16 protein-coding genes are annotated in these 16,784 nt (G+C 37.5%); 14 read left to right on the top strand and 2 right to left on the bottom strand.

From position 1 onward, the window contains the following. Positions 1-134 precede the first annotated feature (134 nt). From rpsF to ABR854_RS00405, 6 genes are all read left to right on the top strand, one after another. Positions 135-518: a 30S ribosomal protein S6 gene (rpsF, locus tag ABR854_RS00430; RefSeq protein ID WP_188763410.1), complete on the top strand. Its 384-nt coding sequence runs from the start codon at positions 135-137 to the stop codon at positions 516-518. A 16-nt stretch (positions 519-534) separates the two neighbouring features. After that, positions 535-789, top strand: a complete 255-nt coding sequence (rpsR, locus tag ABR854_RS00425; protein ID WP_188764753.1) for a 30S ribosomal protein S18 — start codon at positions 535-537, stop codon at positions 787-789. A gap of 100 nt (positions 790-889) precedes the next feature. Beyond that, complete coding sequence (rplI, locus tag ABR854_RS00420; protein WP_350263372.1) at positions 890-1,333, top strand: 50S ribosomal protein L9; 444 nt, start codon at positions 890-892, stop codon at positions 1,331-1,333. A gap of 210 nt (positions 1,334-1,543) precedes the next feature. Beyond that, positions 1,544-3,793 (top strand): DUF7133 domain-containing protein, encoded by a 2,250-nt coding sequence (locus tag ABR854_RS00415; protein ID WP_350263371.1) that lies wholly within the window; start codon positions 1,544-1,546, stop codon positions 3,791-3,793. 42 nt (positions 3,794-3,835) lie between these two features. Then, positions 3,836-4,657 (top strand): ceramidase domain-containing protein, encoded by an 822-nt coding sequence (locus ABR854_RS00410; protein ID WP_350263370.1) that lies wholly within the window; start codon positions 3,836-3,838, stop codon positions 4,655-4,657. 204 nt (positions 4,658-4,861) lie between these two features. After that, a complete protein-coding gene (locus tag ABR854_RS00405) occupies positions 4,862-7,117 on the top strand; it encodes a DUF7133 domain-containing protein (protein WP_350263369.1) in 2,256 nt (751 codons plus the stop codon). Positions 7,118-7,178: 61 nt separating this feature from the next. Here ABR854_RS00405 and nadE read toward each other — a convergent pair whose 3' ends face one another. Together nadE and ABR854_RS00395 are read right to left on the bottom strand one after the other, a co-directional pair. After that, the gene (gene nadE, locus ABR854_RS00400) at positions 7,179-9,206 is read right to left on the bottom strand and encodes an NAD(+) synthase (protein ID WP_350263368.1); all 2,028 of its coding nucleotides are present in this window, start codon (positions 9,204-9,206) and stop codon (positions 7,179-7,181) included. Between the two features lie 166 nt (positions 9,207-9,372). Continuing rightward, a complete protein-coding gene (locus ABR854_RS00395; RefSeq protein ID WP_350263367.1) occupies positions 9,373-9,918 on the bottom strand; it encodes a transposase in 546 nt (181 codons plus the stop codon). A 227-nt stretch (positions 9,919-10,145) separates the two neighbouring features. Here ABR854_RS00395 and ABR854_RS00390 point away from each other — a divergent pair, with 227 nt between their 5' ends. The 8 genes from ABR854_RS00390 (at position 10,146) to ABR854_RS00355 (ending at position 16,743) form a co-directional block, all read left to right on the top strand. Next, entirely contained in the window at positions 10,146-10,892 is a 747-nt protein-coding gene (locus ABR854_RS00390; RefSeq protein WP_350263366.1) for a LytR/AlgR family response regulator transcription factor, read from the top strand. Positions 10,893-11,020: 128 nt separating this feature from the next. Continuing rightward, complete coding sequence (locus ABR854_RS00385) at positions 11,021-12,388, top strand: OmpA family protein (protein ID WP_350263365.1); 1,368 nt, start codon at positions 11,021-11,023, stop codon at positions 12,386-12,388. A gap of 12 nt (positions 12,389-12,400) precedes the next feature. Continuing rightward, positions 12,401-13,105, top strand: coding sequence for a hypothetical protein (locus ABR854_RS00380; RefSeq protein WP_350263364.1), 705 nt, complete (start codon positions 12,401-12,403; stop codon positions 13,103-13,105). A gap of 14 nt (positions 13,106-13,119) precedes the next feature. After that, the gene (locus tag ABR854_RS00375) at positions 13,120-13,605 is read left to right on the top strand and encodes a hypothetical protein (protein ID WP_350263363.1); all 486 of its coding nucleotides are present in this window, start codon (positions 13,120-13,122) and stop codon (positions 13,603-13,605) included. Positions 13,606-13,634: 29 nt separating this feature from the next. Beyond that, positions 13,635-14,312 carry a hypothetical protein gene (locus ABR854_RS00370; protein ID WP_350263362.1) on the top strand — a complete coding sequence of 226 codons (678 nt, stop codon included), beginning with the start codon at positions 13,635-13,637 and terminating at the stop codon, positions 14,310-14,312. Between the two features lie 30 nt (positions 14,313-14,342). Then, complete coding sequence (locus tag ABR854_RS00365; RefSeq protein ID WP_350263361.1) at positions 14,343-14,612, top strand: hypothetical protein; 270 nt, start codon at positions 14,343-14,345, stop codon at positions 14,610-14,612. A gap of 64 nt (positions 14,613-14,676) precedes the next feature. After that, complete coding sequence (locus ABR854_RS00360; protein WP_350263360.1) at positions 14,677-15,390, top strand: hypothetical protein; 714 nt, start codon at positions 14,677-14,679, stop codon at positions 15,388-15,390. A 6-nt stretch (positions 15,391-15,396) separates the two neighbouring features. Then, positions 15,397-16,743, top strand: a complete 1,347-nt coding sequence (locus tag ABR854_RS00355) for a hypothetical protein (RefSeq protein ID WP_350263359.1) — start codon at positions 15,397-15,399, stop codon at positions 16,741-16,743. Positions 16,744-16,784: the final 41 nt, after the last annotated feature.

Here is a 16,784-nt window from a genome sequence, read left to right as displayed (position 1 = left end):
ACTTGACTTTCAGACTGTTTCTTGAAAATAAATTTAAAATTTTCAATCCTGCACTTTACATTCTATATTATTTTTCTTACCTTTGCACCCTCATTTTGAGAAAAATAAATTTTATCATTTAACACTGTTTTAGTATGTTTCAAAACCAGTATGAGACGGTTTTCATTCTAACTCCCGTTTTATCTGAAACTCAGATAAAGGAAGCTGTCGACAAATTCAAAAAAACATTAACTGATTCAGGTGCAGAAATCGTTCACGAAGAACATTGGGGACTTCGTAAATTGGCTTACAGCATCCAGAATAAGAATACGGGATATTATCAATTAATTCAGTTTAAAGCTGCCCCTACGACAGTAGCAACTTTGGAAACTGACTACAAACGTGATGAGCGTGTAATGCGTTATTTGACTACGAAATTAGACAAATATGCTATTGATTACAGCGACCGCCGTAGCAAAGGACAAATTGGCAGAAAAAATGTAGAAACAGCTCCGAAAGAAGCAGAAACTGAAAACTAAGATGAGAAACAACGCAATGTCACTCGTAAACGACCCTGTGGATAGAAAAGATCAGGCTCGCAAAAAATATTGCCGCTTCAAAAAAGCAGGTATTAAATATGTTGATTATAAAGATGCAAACTTTTTATTGAAGTTTGTAAACGAACAAGGAAAAATCCTTCCTCGTCGTTTGACTGGAAACAGCCTTAAATTCCAACGTAAAGTATCAGTTGCCATCAAACGTGCAAGACACTTAGCTTTGATGCCATTCGTAGCTGACGGACTTAAATAAGATATGAGATATGAGATATGAGATATGAGAGGTAATTCTCAATTTTATGTTTCTTGCATTCTCAATTCTACATTCTTAATTTTTAATTTGTTTTAAAAAAATGGACATAATATTAAAAACTGATATTGCTGGTCTTGGATATAAAAACGATTTGATTTCTGTAAAACCAGGATACGGTCGTAATTATCTAATTCCGCAAGGTTTTGCTCAGTTAGCTACTGAGTCGAACCGTAAGATTTTAGCTGAAAATCTTAAACAAGCTGCTCACAAAGCAGAAAAAATCAAAACTGCTGCTTTGACAATGGCAGAAGAAATTGGTGACATGGTAATCACGATTCCGATGAAAACTGGCGAAAGCGGTAAAATCTTCGGACGTGTGACTAACACTCAAGTTTCTGATTACTTGAAAGAAAAAGGATTTGACATCGACCGTAAGAAAATTACGATGGATGATGTGAAATTCGTTGGTGATTTCTCAGCAATCCTTGACCTTCACAAAGAAGTTAAACACAAAGTTGCAGTTAGCGTAGTAGCTGAAGCATAAGACTTAGTGTTTTGAGATATAAAAAGCGTGCATTTCTGATGAAATGTACGCTTTTTTTGTGCATTTTTTTGCCAAAACAAATCACTTCCACAATAAGCTTAAACAAAAAGCTTTAAAAAATTGTAAATTGCATAATCCTTGAAAAAAGGTGTGAGCATGAAAAACTTTTTCATGAACTAAATGTTTTTTCAATTAAAAACCCTAATAAAAATGACAACAACAAGACCATTTAGAATCGTATTTGGCTTATTATTAACTCTTTCTATTACTATTGCGGGCTTTAAGTTTATTGACTTTAACGAACCGAAAATTTCGCTTGAAGGCTACCAGATTGAAGATGGCTTTGAGCTGAGCGTGATTGCTTCCGAAAAACTCTTTAAAGCTCCCGTAAGTATGGACTTTGATAATAAAGGAAGAATGTGGGTCGTAGAAATGATTGGATACATGCCCAATCTGGAAGGTATCGGTGAAGATGAACCAAACGGCAGAATTTCGATTTTAGAAGATAGAGATAAAGATGGTGTGATTGACCACTCGAAAACATTTCTTGATAAACTTACATTGCCACGTGCTTTGGCTCATGTCTATGGTGGGCTTTTATACACCGATGGCCCAAAACTTTGGTTTGTTGAAATCAAAAATGACAAGCCCGGCAAAAAAACACTCGTTGACCCAATTTATGCCGAAGGAGGCAATGTGGAACACACCTCAAATGGCTTAATGATGAACGTTGACAACTGGATTTATAACGCCAATTATAATTTTAGGTATCAGCTACGCAATGGAAAATGGATAAAAGAACCAACTTCGTATCGTGGGCAATGGGGTATCACGAAAGACAACTTCGGACGACTCTACTACAATAATAACAGTGTGCAGCTACAAGGCGATTATGTTTTACCCAATAAAGCCATTAGAAATAAGTTTTTCAAACCTTCGGCTTCGGAAGCACAACGCCTTACATCAAATAAAGTATATCCGATTCATGCAACTTCGGTCAATCGTGGCTACCAAAAAGGCGTTTTAGATGCACGAGGGTACTTGACAGAAGTAACGGCTTCGTGCGGACCATTGATTTATAGAGGTGGGGCTTTTCCGAGTGCTTACAATCAAAATGCCTTTGTTTGTGTGCCAGAAGCTAACCTTATTAAGCGGAATACTTTAAACTTTAGTAATACTCAAACTGCTGCTAATCAAGCAATTGATGGCAAAGAGTTTATTGCATCAACCGACGAAGGCTTCCGCCCTGTCAACTTGTTTAATGGGCCAGATGGTGCAATGTATATCGTAGATATGCACCGAGGTATTATTCAACACAAAGCGTATATTTCTCAATATCTTGCCGAACAGTTGGCAAATAAGAAATTAGATACTTTGCAAAACGCTGGGCGTATCTTGAAAGTGGTCAATAAAACCACTAAACTGCATTCAATTCCTGACTTTGCAAAGGCTACTTCTAAAGATTTGGTTGCGTTATTAAGCCATCCAAATGGCTGGGTAAGAGATAGAGTTCAACAGATATTGATTCAGAAAAAAGACAACACAATCGTCAAAGATTTGGTTGCTCTTACTCAAATTACTAATGAATATTCGACGGCTATTCATGCACTTTATGTGTTAGATGGTATGAATGCCTTGACTTTCGGAATTGTTTCTGACGTTTTAACAAAATCAAAACAAGCAGAAACAATTGCTCATGCTTTGGGACTTTCGGAACGTTTTGCAACAGCACAAACTGCTGCAAAAATGAAAACTATCAGTACTCAACTTTTGGCCCAAAACAACGAAATGATTGACCTTTATTTGGCATTTTCGTTGAACTCTTGGCTCAAAATAGGCGATAATAGTTTTTTACCAATACTCGCACAAATTGAGAAAAAGTATTCCGATAAACGAGTCATTCAAGAAGCAATTGTGAGTAGTCTTTCAGGAAAAGAGCAGGTATATATTGATACCCAAAACCCAAGTGCTGTGTTGAAAAATAATTTGACAATAGCCATCAAAAACACCGAAAAAAAAGAACCAAACCCTATTTTTGTTAAAGAAAAAAATGCAGTAGATAACCGAACCAAAGGTTTACAATTATTCCGTTCGATTTGTGCCTCCTGCCACGGAGCGGATGGAAAAGGTATTCAGGATTTAGCTCCTCCATTGAAGGGTTCAGAATATATTGATGGCTCAATGAAACGCTTGGCAGCAATTATTTTGCATGGTCTGAGCGGCCCAATCACAGTAAACGGGAAATTATACCAGCTCAATAACGAAATGCCGGGATTGGCTAATAATAAGGATTTAAGTGATGAAGACATCGCCGATATTATCAGATACACGCAAAATGCCTTGGCAAAAGAAGGGAAAAATATTTCGGCAAGCGACATCAAAAAATTAAGGAATAAAAAGCCTGCGGGCGATGGATTATTCAACGAAAAACAATTACTCGAAACTGATTTTGAGAATTAATTTTTGTTTAGTAGTCGAAATTTGTCCTAAAAAATACTCCTCATGCCCAAACCAATATTTGTTCGATTTCTGGCAAATGCTCTCATTTTTACGCTCGGAATGATAGTGGTTTGGGCATGCTTAAATACTTGGCTGAGTGGAAGCGTTTGGAATGGAATGACGATTAGTAAATCAGCCCTGACAGTCGAATATTGTGAGTTTAATGATACAGAAAAGTTTTTTCATCAGTCGATGAATACTTATTCTAATTTGGCGTATTTCTTTTTTGGAATTTTGCTTCTGCAAATTGCAAACCATGATTTCAATAACAAGACCGACTTCACGCAAAATAGACTTGAAAAATTTCCGTTATTATCGGCTTTGATGGGTGTTTGCTTTATTTATTTAAGTTTTGGAAGTGCATTTTTTCATGCTTCGCTTACGTATTTAGGGCAAAGAGTTGATATGAACGGCACTTACAGCATCTCTATCACCTTATTGGGTATTGGTTTTTATCATCTTTTGTATAAATTTGACTTTTCAGCAACCACAAAAAAACTTTGGGTTGGTGGTTTATTGGTAGTCATCGTTGCTTTTCTGCCGATTTCACTCATGATTTCAAGCAGTAAATTATTACCTGCCATGATTTTACTATTACTTATAAGCATCGGCATCCACTATTTTCAATTCCGAAAACATAAATCCTTTATTTTAGCGATTTCAGGTTTTATCCTCATGTTTTTGGCTGTTAAGATTCGAACTTTAGATGTGCAGAAAATCAACTGCGACCCACACTCATTTTATCAAAGTCATGCCATTTGGCATTTACTTACTGCGATTAGCAGTTTTTGCAGCTACGCATTTTTCAGATTCTCCAAAGTCTAAAATCACTTCATTTAATATTAAAGTTGAGGTTTTTCCCAAAATTATTGATGCCCATCATTGATTGGAAAATATCTGATAAATTAGTCCATAAATTTAATAGAGCAGTCTAATCTTATCGTATAATTTTGTCTATATTTGTCTTAGAAATATACCAAATATTCATCCATCTATTATACAATTCCTCATCTATTCAGCCTTTGACTCATGAAACTTAATTACTTACTATTCGGACTATTGGCCTTCTTCGGACTTACGTACTTTGCCAAGAATCAGCAATTTTCGGAGACATTTCATGGTAACATTCAATTCTCAAAAATTGATAGCCTTCAATCACTCACTCCCGCCGTTCTTACGCCAGAACAAAGCCGCTTGGCATTTCATGTTCCTGAGGGCTATCACATGGAGTTAGTCGCCAGCGAACCAATGATAAAAGAACCAGTAGCAATTGCATGGGATGGTAACGCCAGAATGTACGTGGCTCAAATGGAAACCTACACGCAAGACGCTGATGGTACAGGCACAAAAGAAAAAAGAAGTCGGGTAATGCTTTTAGAAGATACCGATAATGATGGAAAAATGGATAAAAGTTCTGTTTTTATCAAAGACTTACTTTTACCACGGATGATTTTGTGCGTTAATCACGAACTTTTGGTAAATGAAACCGATACTTATGATATTTACAGCTATAAAGATACGAATGGCGATGGCATAGCTGATGTAAAGAAACCTGCCTATATTTTAGGAAAAGTAGCAGGCGGAAATCTGGAACATCAAAGAAGCGGCTTAGACTGGAATCTTGATAATTATATTTATCAGACTTATGATGCCGTTCGTTTCCGATATGTAAATGGTGTGTTAAAGCCCGATTCTATGCCAAGTGGCTCGAATGGTCAATGGGGACTTACGCACGATAATTACGGAAGACTATTTTTTAGTCGTGCAGGTGGCGAAAATGCAGGTTCTGGTTTTCAAATCAATCCCAAATATGGCCAATTAGAATTCTCAGATGCGTATAGTGAAGAAAAATTCAACCGTATTTGGCCAATAATTTCTACTCCCGATGTACAAGGAGGCAAGCCTCGCTTAAATCCAGATAGTACATTAAATCACTTTACAGCCGCCAACGGACAATCTATTTTTAGAGGCGACCGCCTTCCTACCGATTTGGTGGGCGATTATCTCATCAACGAACCAGTGGCTCGTATCATTCGCCGTGCGAAGGTCATTAATAATCAAGGTAAAACCCAACTCGAAAACGCTTACGACAAAAAAGAATTTATTGCCAGTACTGATTTTTATTTCCGTCCAACAAATACTTATACTGGTCCAGATGGATGTTTGTATATTGTTGATATGAACCGAGGTATTATTCAAGAATCGAATTGGACACCGAAAGGGTCTTTCCTCAGAAATAAAATCGACTATTATGGCATTGCAAAGGTCAATCAACGAGGTAGAATATGGCGTTTAGTACACGATGATTTTAAACGTGGGCCTCAGCCTAAAATGTTGGATGTTCCAGCAAAATCTTTATTGACGTATTTAGACCATCCTAATGGCTGGTGGAGAGATAATGCACAAAAACAACTCATTATTTTGGGAGATAAGACGGTAATTCCTACATTAAAAGCAATGGCTTTGGGCAAAAATAATACATCAGCACTCGGAAGAATTCACGCTCTATGGACGCTCGAAGGCTTAAATGGTATTGATAAACCGACTATTTATACGGCCTTAAAAGATGCCGACCCACAAGTAAGAAAAACAGCCATCTGGATTTCGGAAATCTATTTAAAACAAAACGACCAAGCCATGATAGCCACTATTGGCAAAATGACTAACGACGAAAATTATGATGTAAAAACGCAAATTTTGCTATCATTGGGTTCAAATAAAAGTGCATTGGCTAAACAAATTGTGCAAGAAATTTTGAGTCAAAATGCCAATAATCAAATGATTACGAGCGTAAAAAAGAGTATTGACAAAAATGAGGATGCAAAAATTTATGGTATAAAACTCGCTGGCTTTAGTCCTTCCGAACGCAAACTAATATTATCAGGTGGCGAAATTTATAAATCTATTTGTTCGGCTTGCCATGGTGCAGATGGAAAAGGCTTACCAACGAATGCAGCTCCAGCATTGAGAGGAGCAAAGCACCTTAATGCAGATAAAGACATTGCGATAAGAATTTTAATGAATGGCTTGAAAGGGCCAATAGAAGGTAAGAACTATCCGAGTGTAATGCTTGCCATGAATGATAATTCTGATGAATGGGTTGCGGCTGTGGTTAGCTATATTCGCTACGAATTTGTTGGTACTTCAGTACGAGTTGGCAAAGGACGACAATCGGCGGTTGTGCAGGTAGCTGATGTGAAGAAAATCAGAGAACAACACACAAGCAAAACTGACCCTTGGACAATCGAAGAATTAGAACAACTTTCTATCCCTCCAAGTCAATAAAACTACAATAGTCAGAATCGTAGCAATCAGTTTACTACGATTCTGACTATCAAAAAAGGTATCAAAACCCAATTCTTCCCCTTGATTTTCGGCGGTCCCCTTTTTCGAGATATTCTCGCATATCAGCCAGTTCTTTTTCAAATCCACCTGATAAAATCGGGAATCGGCACCAGCCACGTGGGTCGAGATTGTAGCTATCTAAGTGAAAGCTTGGTGCATAACGCTCACGCTTCCATTGATTTCGGCTCCACATTCTAAAGAATTTTTCTACCCAATTGGCTAAAGTTGCTTGGTCGTATCGACCTGCATATTGAGCTTCCATAAATAACAAACACTCCAACGGTGGCTTTTTGTCTCGGATAGCCACACCCTCAATTGAGTTTAGCACTTCATAAGGCATCAAATCTTTCTCATCGGTTTGTTTTGTCTCCAACGGACGAAGTTCGGCTGTTGGTTGAAGGTTATTTACTTTCTTCAAACCTTCAATCTTAATGTGCTTTCCTTTTACATCACAACCAACAGTTTCGAGCCAAACTAACCATTTTTTGAGCCAAAACTTATCAATTCCTGCAATCGGATTAATACTTCCTGCCGTATCACCGTCCATCGTGCAATAGCCAACAGCCACTTCTGAACGGTTTGAGGTGGCAATCAATAAATGGTTGTGCAAGTTTGTGAGCAACCAAACGCTTGGGGCCCGCACACGAGCTTGAATGTTTTGGAGTGGTAAATCGTCAGTTTCCCACGTAAGATTTCGTCCGATTTGTTGCTCGATTAAATCCTTGTAAGTTTCAACAAGTCCATTGATATTAACATTGTAGAAAGTTGCACCGATATTTTTTGCCAAACTTTCAGCCGATTCATAAGTATCGCTCGAACTATTTTCTGTGCCTTGATAAATGCTGTGAATCATTTTTTCGGCAATTTCCTCGACCGTTGTGCAATCCTGTATTTTCTTAATGAACGAAAGTTTTTTCTTGAAAGCCTCTAAACCAATACTTTCATCGGCCAAGCGAATCATCAAGCCACACAAGGCTACGCACGCACAAGAATCTGCTCCACCCGACAGCGAAACCGTGAAACCTTGCGAACGAGATTTACGGAGATAATCGAACAATGCCAAACTTACGGCACGAGCAAATTCTTCTTCTTTCAGAAATCCACCTCGCTCAAATTTTTCGAGTTCGGCGGTTTGCAGAGCAACTGGTTTTATTTCAGGAAAATCAAATAAGCTTTGAACTTTCCAGTTTCCTTGTGTAATTGGCGATTTTACTTGTGAATGATTAACTTTCGGAGCTTCTACATCAATAACAGCACTGGTTACATAAAAATCGGCATAACCGAAACGTGGCGAAGAAACCAAGAGATTTCCGTCAGAAGCAATCATGGCATCGCCATCAAAAATTAAGCGACCCGATTCGTTACCAAGTAAGTTTGTATAGATATAACTACATGAAAATGAGCGACTTCCGTCGATAACGAAACGCTCACGGGTTACGAATTTTGAAAACGAAAACGGACTCGCACTTGGGTTCAGAATAATATCTACTCCCCTATCGAACATCGTCCGACCTGGACGGTTAGCTACCCAGGCATCTTCACAAATCTCGAAACCAATGCGAACACCACTCAATTCAAAAACTAAATCTCCGATTGGATATTTGAACTCATCAATTTCGATTTCATCTCGCACGCCAGCCTGCCAACGATGAAACCAACGGTCTTCGTAAAATACTCCGTAGTTAGGCAAATGTTGTTTGCAGACAAAACCCAAGATTTTTTTATTGGCAATCAGGCAAGCCGTGTTATAAATTTTGTTGTTGAAACGAATCGGCAAACCTACCGAGACAATCATTCCTGAAGTGTGCTGCACGATTTCGAGAAGACTTTCTTTGGCTTGTTCGACCAAATCCCATGAGTAAAAGGCATCTTCGCAGCCATAGCCAGTAATGCACAACTCGGGCAGACATAACAAGCTAATATCCTGTTTATCGGCTTCTTTGATACAATCAATAATATTTTTTTGGTTCTGCTCCCAAGCCAAAGGCGTTTGGTTGAGCGTACCTGCTGCTACTTTTATGAGTTTCATTATTTGTTGAGCCCCGTGGCACGCTGTGCGTGTCACGGATAAGGTTAAATTGCTATCTTTGTATTCTTATTTCTATATTTTATGTCTATGTTATCCGTGCCACGGAAAGCTATCTTTGTAACCAAATATTTGCTAACTTATCTTTATTTAAAACTTCATAAGACTTTTAATAAAATGCTTTTTCATCAATATTTAAAATCTCTTTAGTTAATTTCTGATTACATAAAGTTCCGTTTCTCAAACCAATATAATCTTTGAAAGATGAAAACTCCCAATCTTCTATTTTATCTACAAGTAATGCAACATAAGGATTTTGATGAATGTAATTAAAACAGGTTTGAGTTATTTCAAAATCAATTTCAATTGCGGCTAATTCTTTGGCATTTGTGTTTTGTGTAAATAACGACCCTGTTCGTCCTTCTTGTTTGTTAATTGATTGCGTGTAACTACTCAATATCAGTCTAATAGCTTCTGAAAGCACATTTCTTTCATCCTGACCAACTAATATTTTCTTTGCCGAATTTTCATTAGTTAAAACCATCAAATGAAAATGATTTGGCATCAGACAATAAGCAAGAATTTCGCAATGAGGTTTTATTTTATCTCTAATTTTTCTCAAAAAATGGAGATAGTTTTCTCGACTAAAAAAAATCTTTTGCCGATTATTGCCTCTATTATAAATGTGGTATATTCTGTTAGGTTCAAATTGCATTTATTGTTAATGTTACGCTGTGAGTGTCATAGACAGAATTATCATACTTTTATCTTGCTGTCTGCACTATCCGTGACACTCACAGAGTGCCACGGAGGATTAATGCAAAGATAACAAAAACTCTCAGTGCTAAGTTTTGTTTCTAAAAAGTATAAAACCAAATTTAACCTTAAAAAATTGAGACATAATCAGTTTATTCCTATTTTTGTCTTCTATAAAAATATCAAATGATTAGAACAGTTATTATAGACGACGAGCCACACGCTACCAAAAGTCTCGAAATTCTTCTGTCCGAAGACTGCCCGCAGGTTCAAGTCATTGCTTCGTTCAATCACCCAGCCGAAGCACTTCTATTCCTTCGTTCTAATCAAGTTGACCTCATTTTTCTCGATATTGATATGCCATTTATGAATGGCTTTGAATTACTCAATCGCCTCGCACCTATCAATTTTGACATAATTTTTGTAACCGCTTACGACCAATACGCAATCAAAGCCTTTAAATTTAGTGCTTTTGACTATTTATTAAAACCAGTTGATGAAGTTGAATTAATCAATAGCGTACGAAAATTGGAGAATAAAAGTAAAAAAAGCACCCAAAACAGTAATTTTGAGCATTTGCTGGAAGTTTTCAAGTCGGGACAAACAGCAGTAAAACGAATTGCCTTGCCAACTTTAGAAGGTTTTGAGTTTGTGGAAGTCGAAAAAATCATTCGTTGTGAATCAGATAGTAATTACACAAAGATTTTTCTACAAAACGCACCCATGATGCTCGTGAGCCGAACCTTAAAAGAAATTGAAGAAACTCTATCGGATTTACCTTTCATTCGGGTACATAACTCACACATTATTGCCAAAAATCACGTAAAAAAATACGTAAAAGCCGACGGTGGCTATATTTTAATGATTGATAACGCCGAAATTCCAATTTCACGGGCCAGAAAAGAAGAAGTTATCAACGAACTAACCAAGTAAAAATACGCTCCTTACCAATTACTCACTCAAATCTACCAATGGCTAACCGCTTCTGCCATCTACTAAGTAACATTATTACTGCATCCGAATAGCTTATAGTTTTGGCTTATTAATCAAAAAAGCCAATCATGAGAATCTTATTCATTGTTTCATGTCTTTTTATTTCTTTCTTTGTTAATGCCCAAATCATTAACCCTAAAGAAGTAGCCAAACGCAAAGCCCAAGACCGCACCAATGGTGCCATTGACCGCACGCTTGATAAAGGTCTCGACAAAGTTGAGGAAGGAATCGGGAATATCTTCAAGAAAAAAGAAAAGCCAGAAAAAGAAGAAAAAACAACTAAAAAGACTTCTTCTAAGAAAACAGAAAACGAAGAATCGGAGGAAACCGAAGAAGCCGAAGAATCTGTAACAAACAATAAAAATAATACGAAACCAGCAAGCAAATCAAGTTCAGAATCAAGTACTTCACAGCCTAAGTCAAGTATGAAATCGTATTCTAAGTTTGATTTCATTCCTGGTGAAAAAGTGGTTGCCGTCGAAGATTTTGAGCAAGATGCCGTTGGCGATTTTCCAGCAAAATGGAATACGAATGCAGGCGGTGAAATTATGACGATTGACGGGCAAAAAGGCAAGTGGCTCAAAGCCAGTGACCGTGGGCTATTCTTCCCTGATTTTGTGAATCAATTGCCCGAGAATTTCACGATGGAATTTGACATGATGATTAGTGAGGATGTTTCTCAAAATATGTCGGGATTGATGGTTTTCTTTCCTGAAATCAGTAAAAGAAAACCTACTTTTGATGCCAATTTTAGCACAGACCCACAAGTAGGCTTTGATATACACCCAATGCCCGACCAAGGGGGAAGTACGAGTTCCGCATGGGTTTTTGATAAAAATAATGAGAAAATACTCGAAAATACAATTCCGTTTAGTTGGAAAGATGGAGAAGTGAATCGAGTTTCAATCTGGCGACAAAAAACTCGTATCCGACTTTACGTAAACGAAACTAAAGTTTGGGATTTACCCAGAGCATTCGACCCCACCTTAAAATATTCGATGCTTTTCAATAATAATTTGTTTGCAGGAGCAAATTTTATCACCAATCTACGCATCGCCGAAGGTGCTCCCGATACCCGAAATAAACTTATCACCGAAGGAAAACTCGTTACTCGTGGGATTTTATTTGATGTAAATTCTGATAAAATCAAACCCGAATCTTACGGAGTTTTGAAAGAAATTGGAACAGTTTTGAAAGAAAACCCTGCTGTAAAAGTAAAAATCATAGGTCATACAGATTCCGATGGCGATGATGCCAAAAATCTTGATTTATCGAAACGTCGTGCGGCTTCGGTAAAAAATGCACTTTCAGCCGAATTTGGCATCGAAGCCACTCGCATGGAAACCGATGGCAAAGGTGAAACACAGCCATCTGATCCAAACACCACGCCACAAGGCAAAGCCAATAATCGTAGAGTTGAATTTGTTAAACTTTAAATCTTTAGAATCATGAAAGTCATTTTTAAAATCTTAGCATTTATTTTAACATTGTCTAATTTATACGGTCAAGGCATTAGCGTAGAACCAAGTAGGATAAGATTCAATGGTAATTTAAGTTTAACAACTTATTCACCAACTATTTCATCACTTCAAAATAGTCTTGCATTTAATTCAAATTCTCTTTCACCACCCATAACGTTGAATTTTTCGGTGCAAGGTGTAACATTTGGGTCAATAACAAAAAATCTTTCAGAAAACTTTCATTTTATAGGAAACGATGGTTTCCTATTTGAAACTGCCGGTATCTCAAACTTTGTATCTGCATTAAAGATAAATAAAAATGGAAATATTGGAGTCGGAACAACCGCTCCTACCACCAAATTGGAAGTAAACGGCTTCACTAAACTCGGCTCTGATGCCCCAGCCATAAAACTAAAAAAACTAACCAGCGGCTGTACGACATCTGCCAATAGTGGTTTTCCGAGTGGAGAAATTAGTCTTACACACGATATAACTCCGAGTAAAATTCTCAAAGTTGAAGCATTGGTAGAATACGCAACCAATTTTTGGGTAAAAGATGGCAACGATTTATTCGGCTATGAATTTGATGTATATATCACAAATACAACCATTTCGCTCAGAAATCTATCAGGCACTGCCAGTTCGGAAATCAGAAGTAAACCATGTAAAATTTTAATTACATACGAAGAATAAAAATCCAATAAACCATGAAAACAATCAAAAAACTCATTTTACTGAGCATAATTGCCCTCGTTTCAGCTTCATGCAGTAAATCTGAAAACCCCGAACCCGACAATACGAGCAGTGGCAGTTCAAAAGTATCAGGCTCGATGAAAGCCACCCTCGACGGAAAAGCATGGGAAGCCAAAACAATTGATTTCGGAGGGCCTTTTGCCTTGATTACAGTCATTGGACAAATAGATGATGCCAATGTACTTTCTCTACAATTTAATGAAACAAAACTCGAACTAAACAAAACTTACTCATTTGGCATCCCTGCCAAAGAAGAAAACCTCAGTGGAAACTTAGCTTTTACAATAAATAATAGTCCTGTTTTTGCCGAAAGTGGCACATTCAAGATAACTAAATATATTAAAAACAAAGAGATTCAAGGTGAAATGAGTGCTGAATTTACCAATTTCATTGATAAAAAAGCAAGTTTAAAAAACTGCACTTTCAGCATGAAATACTGACGCATTTCAAGACAACTTATCAAAAAATCATGAAAAAGGTTTTCATAATGCTTTTGGGGTTATTCTACGGAATAAACACCCAAGCACAAGTAACTATCGCCTATTGCAAAATTGATGGAGGTTGTAAATTTTATCAGACACAATATAGCTATAAAGATGTAGATGGAATGCTGGGCTACTTGGGCGTTTTTGAGAGAGATAAAGGTATCATGACATTTCTCAAAAACAAACAAGGGCAAGATGTCCATTATCCAGACAAAAAACGTAGTCCACGTGAATTGCATGAATATTTCGGAGGAAAAGGCGAGCCAAACATTGCCAAAGGAGGAATAATTTCACCTTTCGATAAAACGATTCAGCCAAAAGATGGCAATTGGATAGCAAAAACAGAAAAACCTATCTTGAAGAATTGTCCGAGTCTAATGGATACTCAGACCGATAATATGGCAAGCATCAAAAGTGGCAATAAAGTGTTTAGTAAGCCTTTCAAACCGACCGATTTACTGCCCAACTCCAAGTGGCTCACTTTGGCCGAAAATACTTATCGGATAGCTATTTTAAACGATACCCAAACGGCTTTCAAGACTTTTTATACGGTCAATGTGCTTAGTCCTGTGCAAATAACTGGCGTTGCGGATATTTACGTGACGATTCCGAACCAAAAAACCTGTGAAATGAAGATTAATTTTACTTACACAACCAAGTAAGCATCAATTTCTCACTCAATTTTAAAATCCATGAAAAAACTAATTATTGCATTAGCACTTTTATCAACTATAGCCTGCGGAAAAGATGGAGCATTAAACCCATTGGCGGCCAACAACTGCGAAAAAGCGGCTGCCGAATATGAAAAGGTTTTGACGACTTGGAGCAAAGACCCAAGCAATAAAGCCAATTGTGAAGCCTTCAAAAAAGCCTTGACCGAAATTATTAAAGATTGTTCGGTATATACGGCTATTCAACGAAAAGCCTATGAAGACCAACTCAAACAGCTTACTTGTGATTAAAGCCACTTGCTCTTTTGATTTACCTAAATAAACGATTAAAAACTATGAAAAAATACTTATTGCTTTGGTTGCTACCTCGTTTCTGTCATGCAGTAAATCAAATGGAAGCACTAATGAAAACGATAAAAGTGAAGCAATTACGACACCAGTTGCCGATGTTTCAACTTGTATTTTGAGTTATCAAAGTAAAATGGACCAATTACTTCCGCTCGAAGTAATCCAGAAACACTACACTGGCGATATGTCGAAGGCTAAGAAAAATTACAATTTCCGCCCCGAAGCAAAAAAACACGATAAAGATACTTACGAATATACTTGGGAAAGCGGACGTAGCCAAAAAATGAAATTAATGGGCCGAGATATGGATGTACCAACGCCTAATCGTATCGGTTTAAGATGGCTTGGCAGCGACCTTTTTATGATTACTGGCAAAGCTACACCTCTCGAAAGTTTCAAGGCTTTTTATCGAAATGCGAGTGCGGCCGAAAAAGAAGCAGCTTTTAAAAAAGCAGGAGAAACCTTAAAAGAAAAAGGTTATGATGCCAAAACCACCGAAACTGCTACCAATATGGCCAAAGAACTTTCAGCAGATGATATAATTTTTAAAGAAGTTTCGGGCATTGGCGAAGCTGCTTCGTGGCGTATCAAAGACAAAGAATTGACGGTACTGGTTGGCAAAATCACGTTCCAAATTGTAGTAGATATTAGCACAAACGACGAAGAAAATCTCTCGATTGCAAAAAAATTGGCACAAGAAGTTTTAAACAAATGCAAATAAATAGCCATGAAAAAGATATTCTGCCTTCTTGCCGCTCTCCTATTTCTTGGAAAATTACAAGCCCAAGACATCGAAATTTTGGATATTTCAAAGGGTTTCAAAGAAATTGATTTTACGAAACCCTCGTTTAATCTCAAACCCGACCCAATTCCGAAAGAAGGCGATACCTATAAAACCACGCATTATTTAGTGGTTTATTGTTCTGATGGCGAAGGCGAAAGTGGCCTCATTCATCAATACATCAACATGACCAATGGAGTGGTCGGAATTCCAAAAGAGTTACTCCGCCAATGGGAAACAGGCACCGAAAGCATGGAAGGCGTAGAAAACCTTCACTATTGGGCAATTTTGCCAAGCATGAACCAACGAATGTATGTCGATACGCCCGACATGGGCAAAATCGTGATGGGAATGACGGCAGGTGATGGCACACAAACCACCACAATGGCACGCTTTGATGCCTATATGCAAGGTGAAATATTCTGGACTTCGGCTAAGAAAATCAAGACCAAAACTTTTCCGAAAGGTGCATTTATTACCTCCGCCAATAATGAAGCTCCTGCCGTAACTGCCGATGTCTATGAGTTTAATTCGGAAGAAGGAAAAGTACATATCTATTTGAAAGATTTGGGCGAAGCAAGTGGTCAGTTTGCACCTATCAAAAGTACTTTTGCTGCTACTGGCATGGGCGGTATGGGTTGGGTTTATAACAAACGAAATAATCATGTGTATTTAGTTATGCAGATTCTGAAAGCGGACAATCTTCAATATGGCTGTCGAATCGTGGAGTTCTATCCTAAAAAACATACATTTTCGGGAGCTGGCTACAAACCAATGGGTGACATTATGCTTCAAAAAGTACAAGAAAGCCACAAAGAAAATAACACTGCCATTGACGAAAATTTATCTCAAGAACTCGAAAACGAAGAAGATGCTCAACTAAAAGCGTTGTTGAAAGAAAAAGCCCAAATTGAGAAAGAATTGCAGAAAAAAACTATGGAAAACATGAGCAATGCTGCTTTGCTAAATGATGCTTCAGAAATCACTCGTTCGACTTTTGAAATGGCCATGAACGGCGATTTTATGTACAAAACTTTAGATATTGACCTCCGAATCGAAGCTCGAAAAATTCAGATTGAGCTAAACCGAGAAGGTATTACGGCTGATGAACGCCGAGAACTCAACAAAAAACTTAATTGCAATACCAAACAACGCCAACTTTGGGCAAATTATAGAGATGAAGCAAAAAAACTCAAAGAAAAAGTAAAAGGTTTAGAACAATATGAACAAATGGAAAAATTTACAGCGTTAATGAGTGATTACCAACAGCGAAGTTTGAGTCTCTGTCAATAAATAGTTTACCTCGCTTCTTTCACAGATACAATGCTAAGTAC

The organism is Emticicia sp. W12TSBA100-4, from assembly GCF_040253585.1.
Taxonomy (GTDB): domain Bacteria; phylum Bacteroidota; class Bacteroidia; order Cytophagales; family Spirosomataceae; genus Emticicia.
The sequence above is the reverse complement of the archived record's forward strand: the minus strand, read 5'-3'. Positions and strand labels throughout refer to the sequence as shown.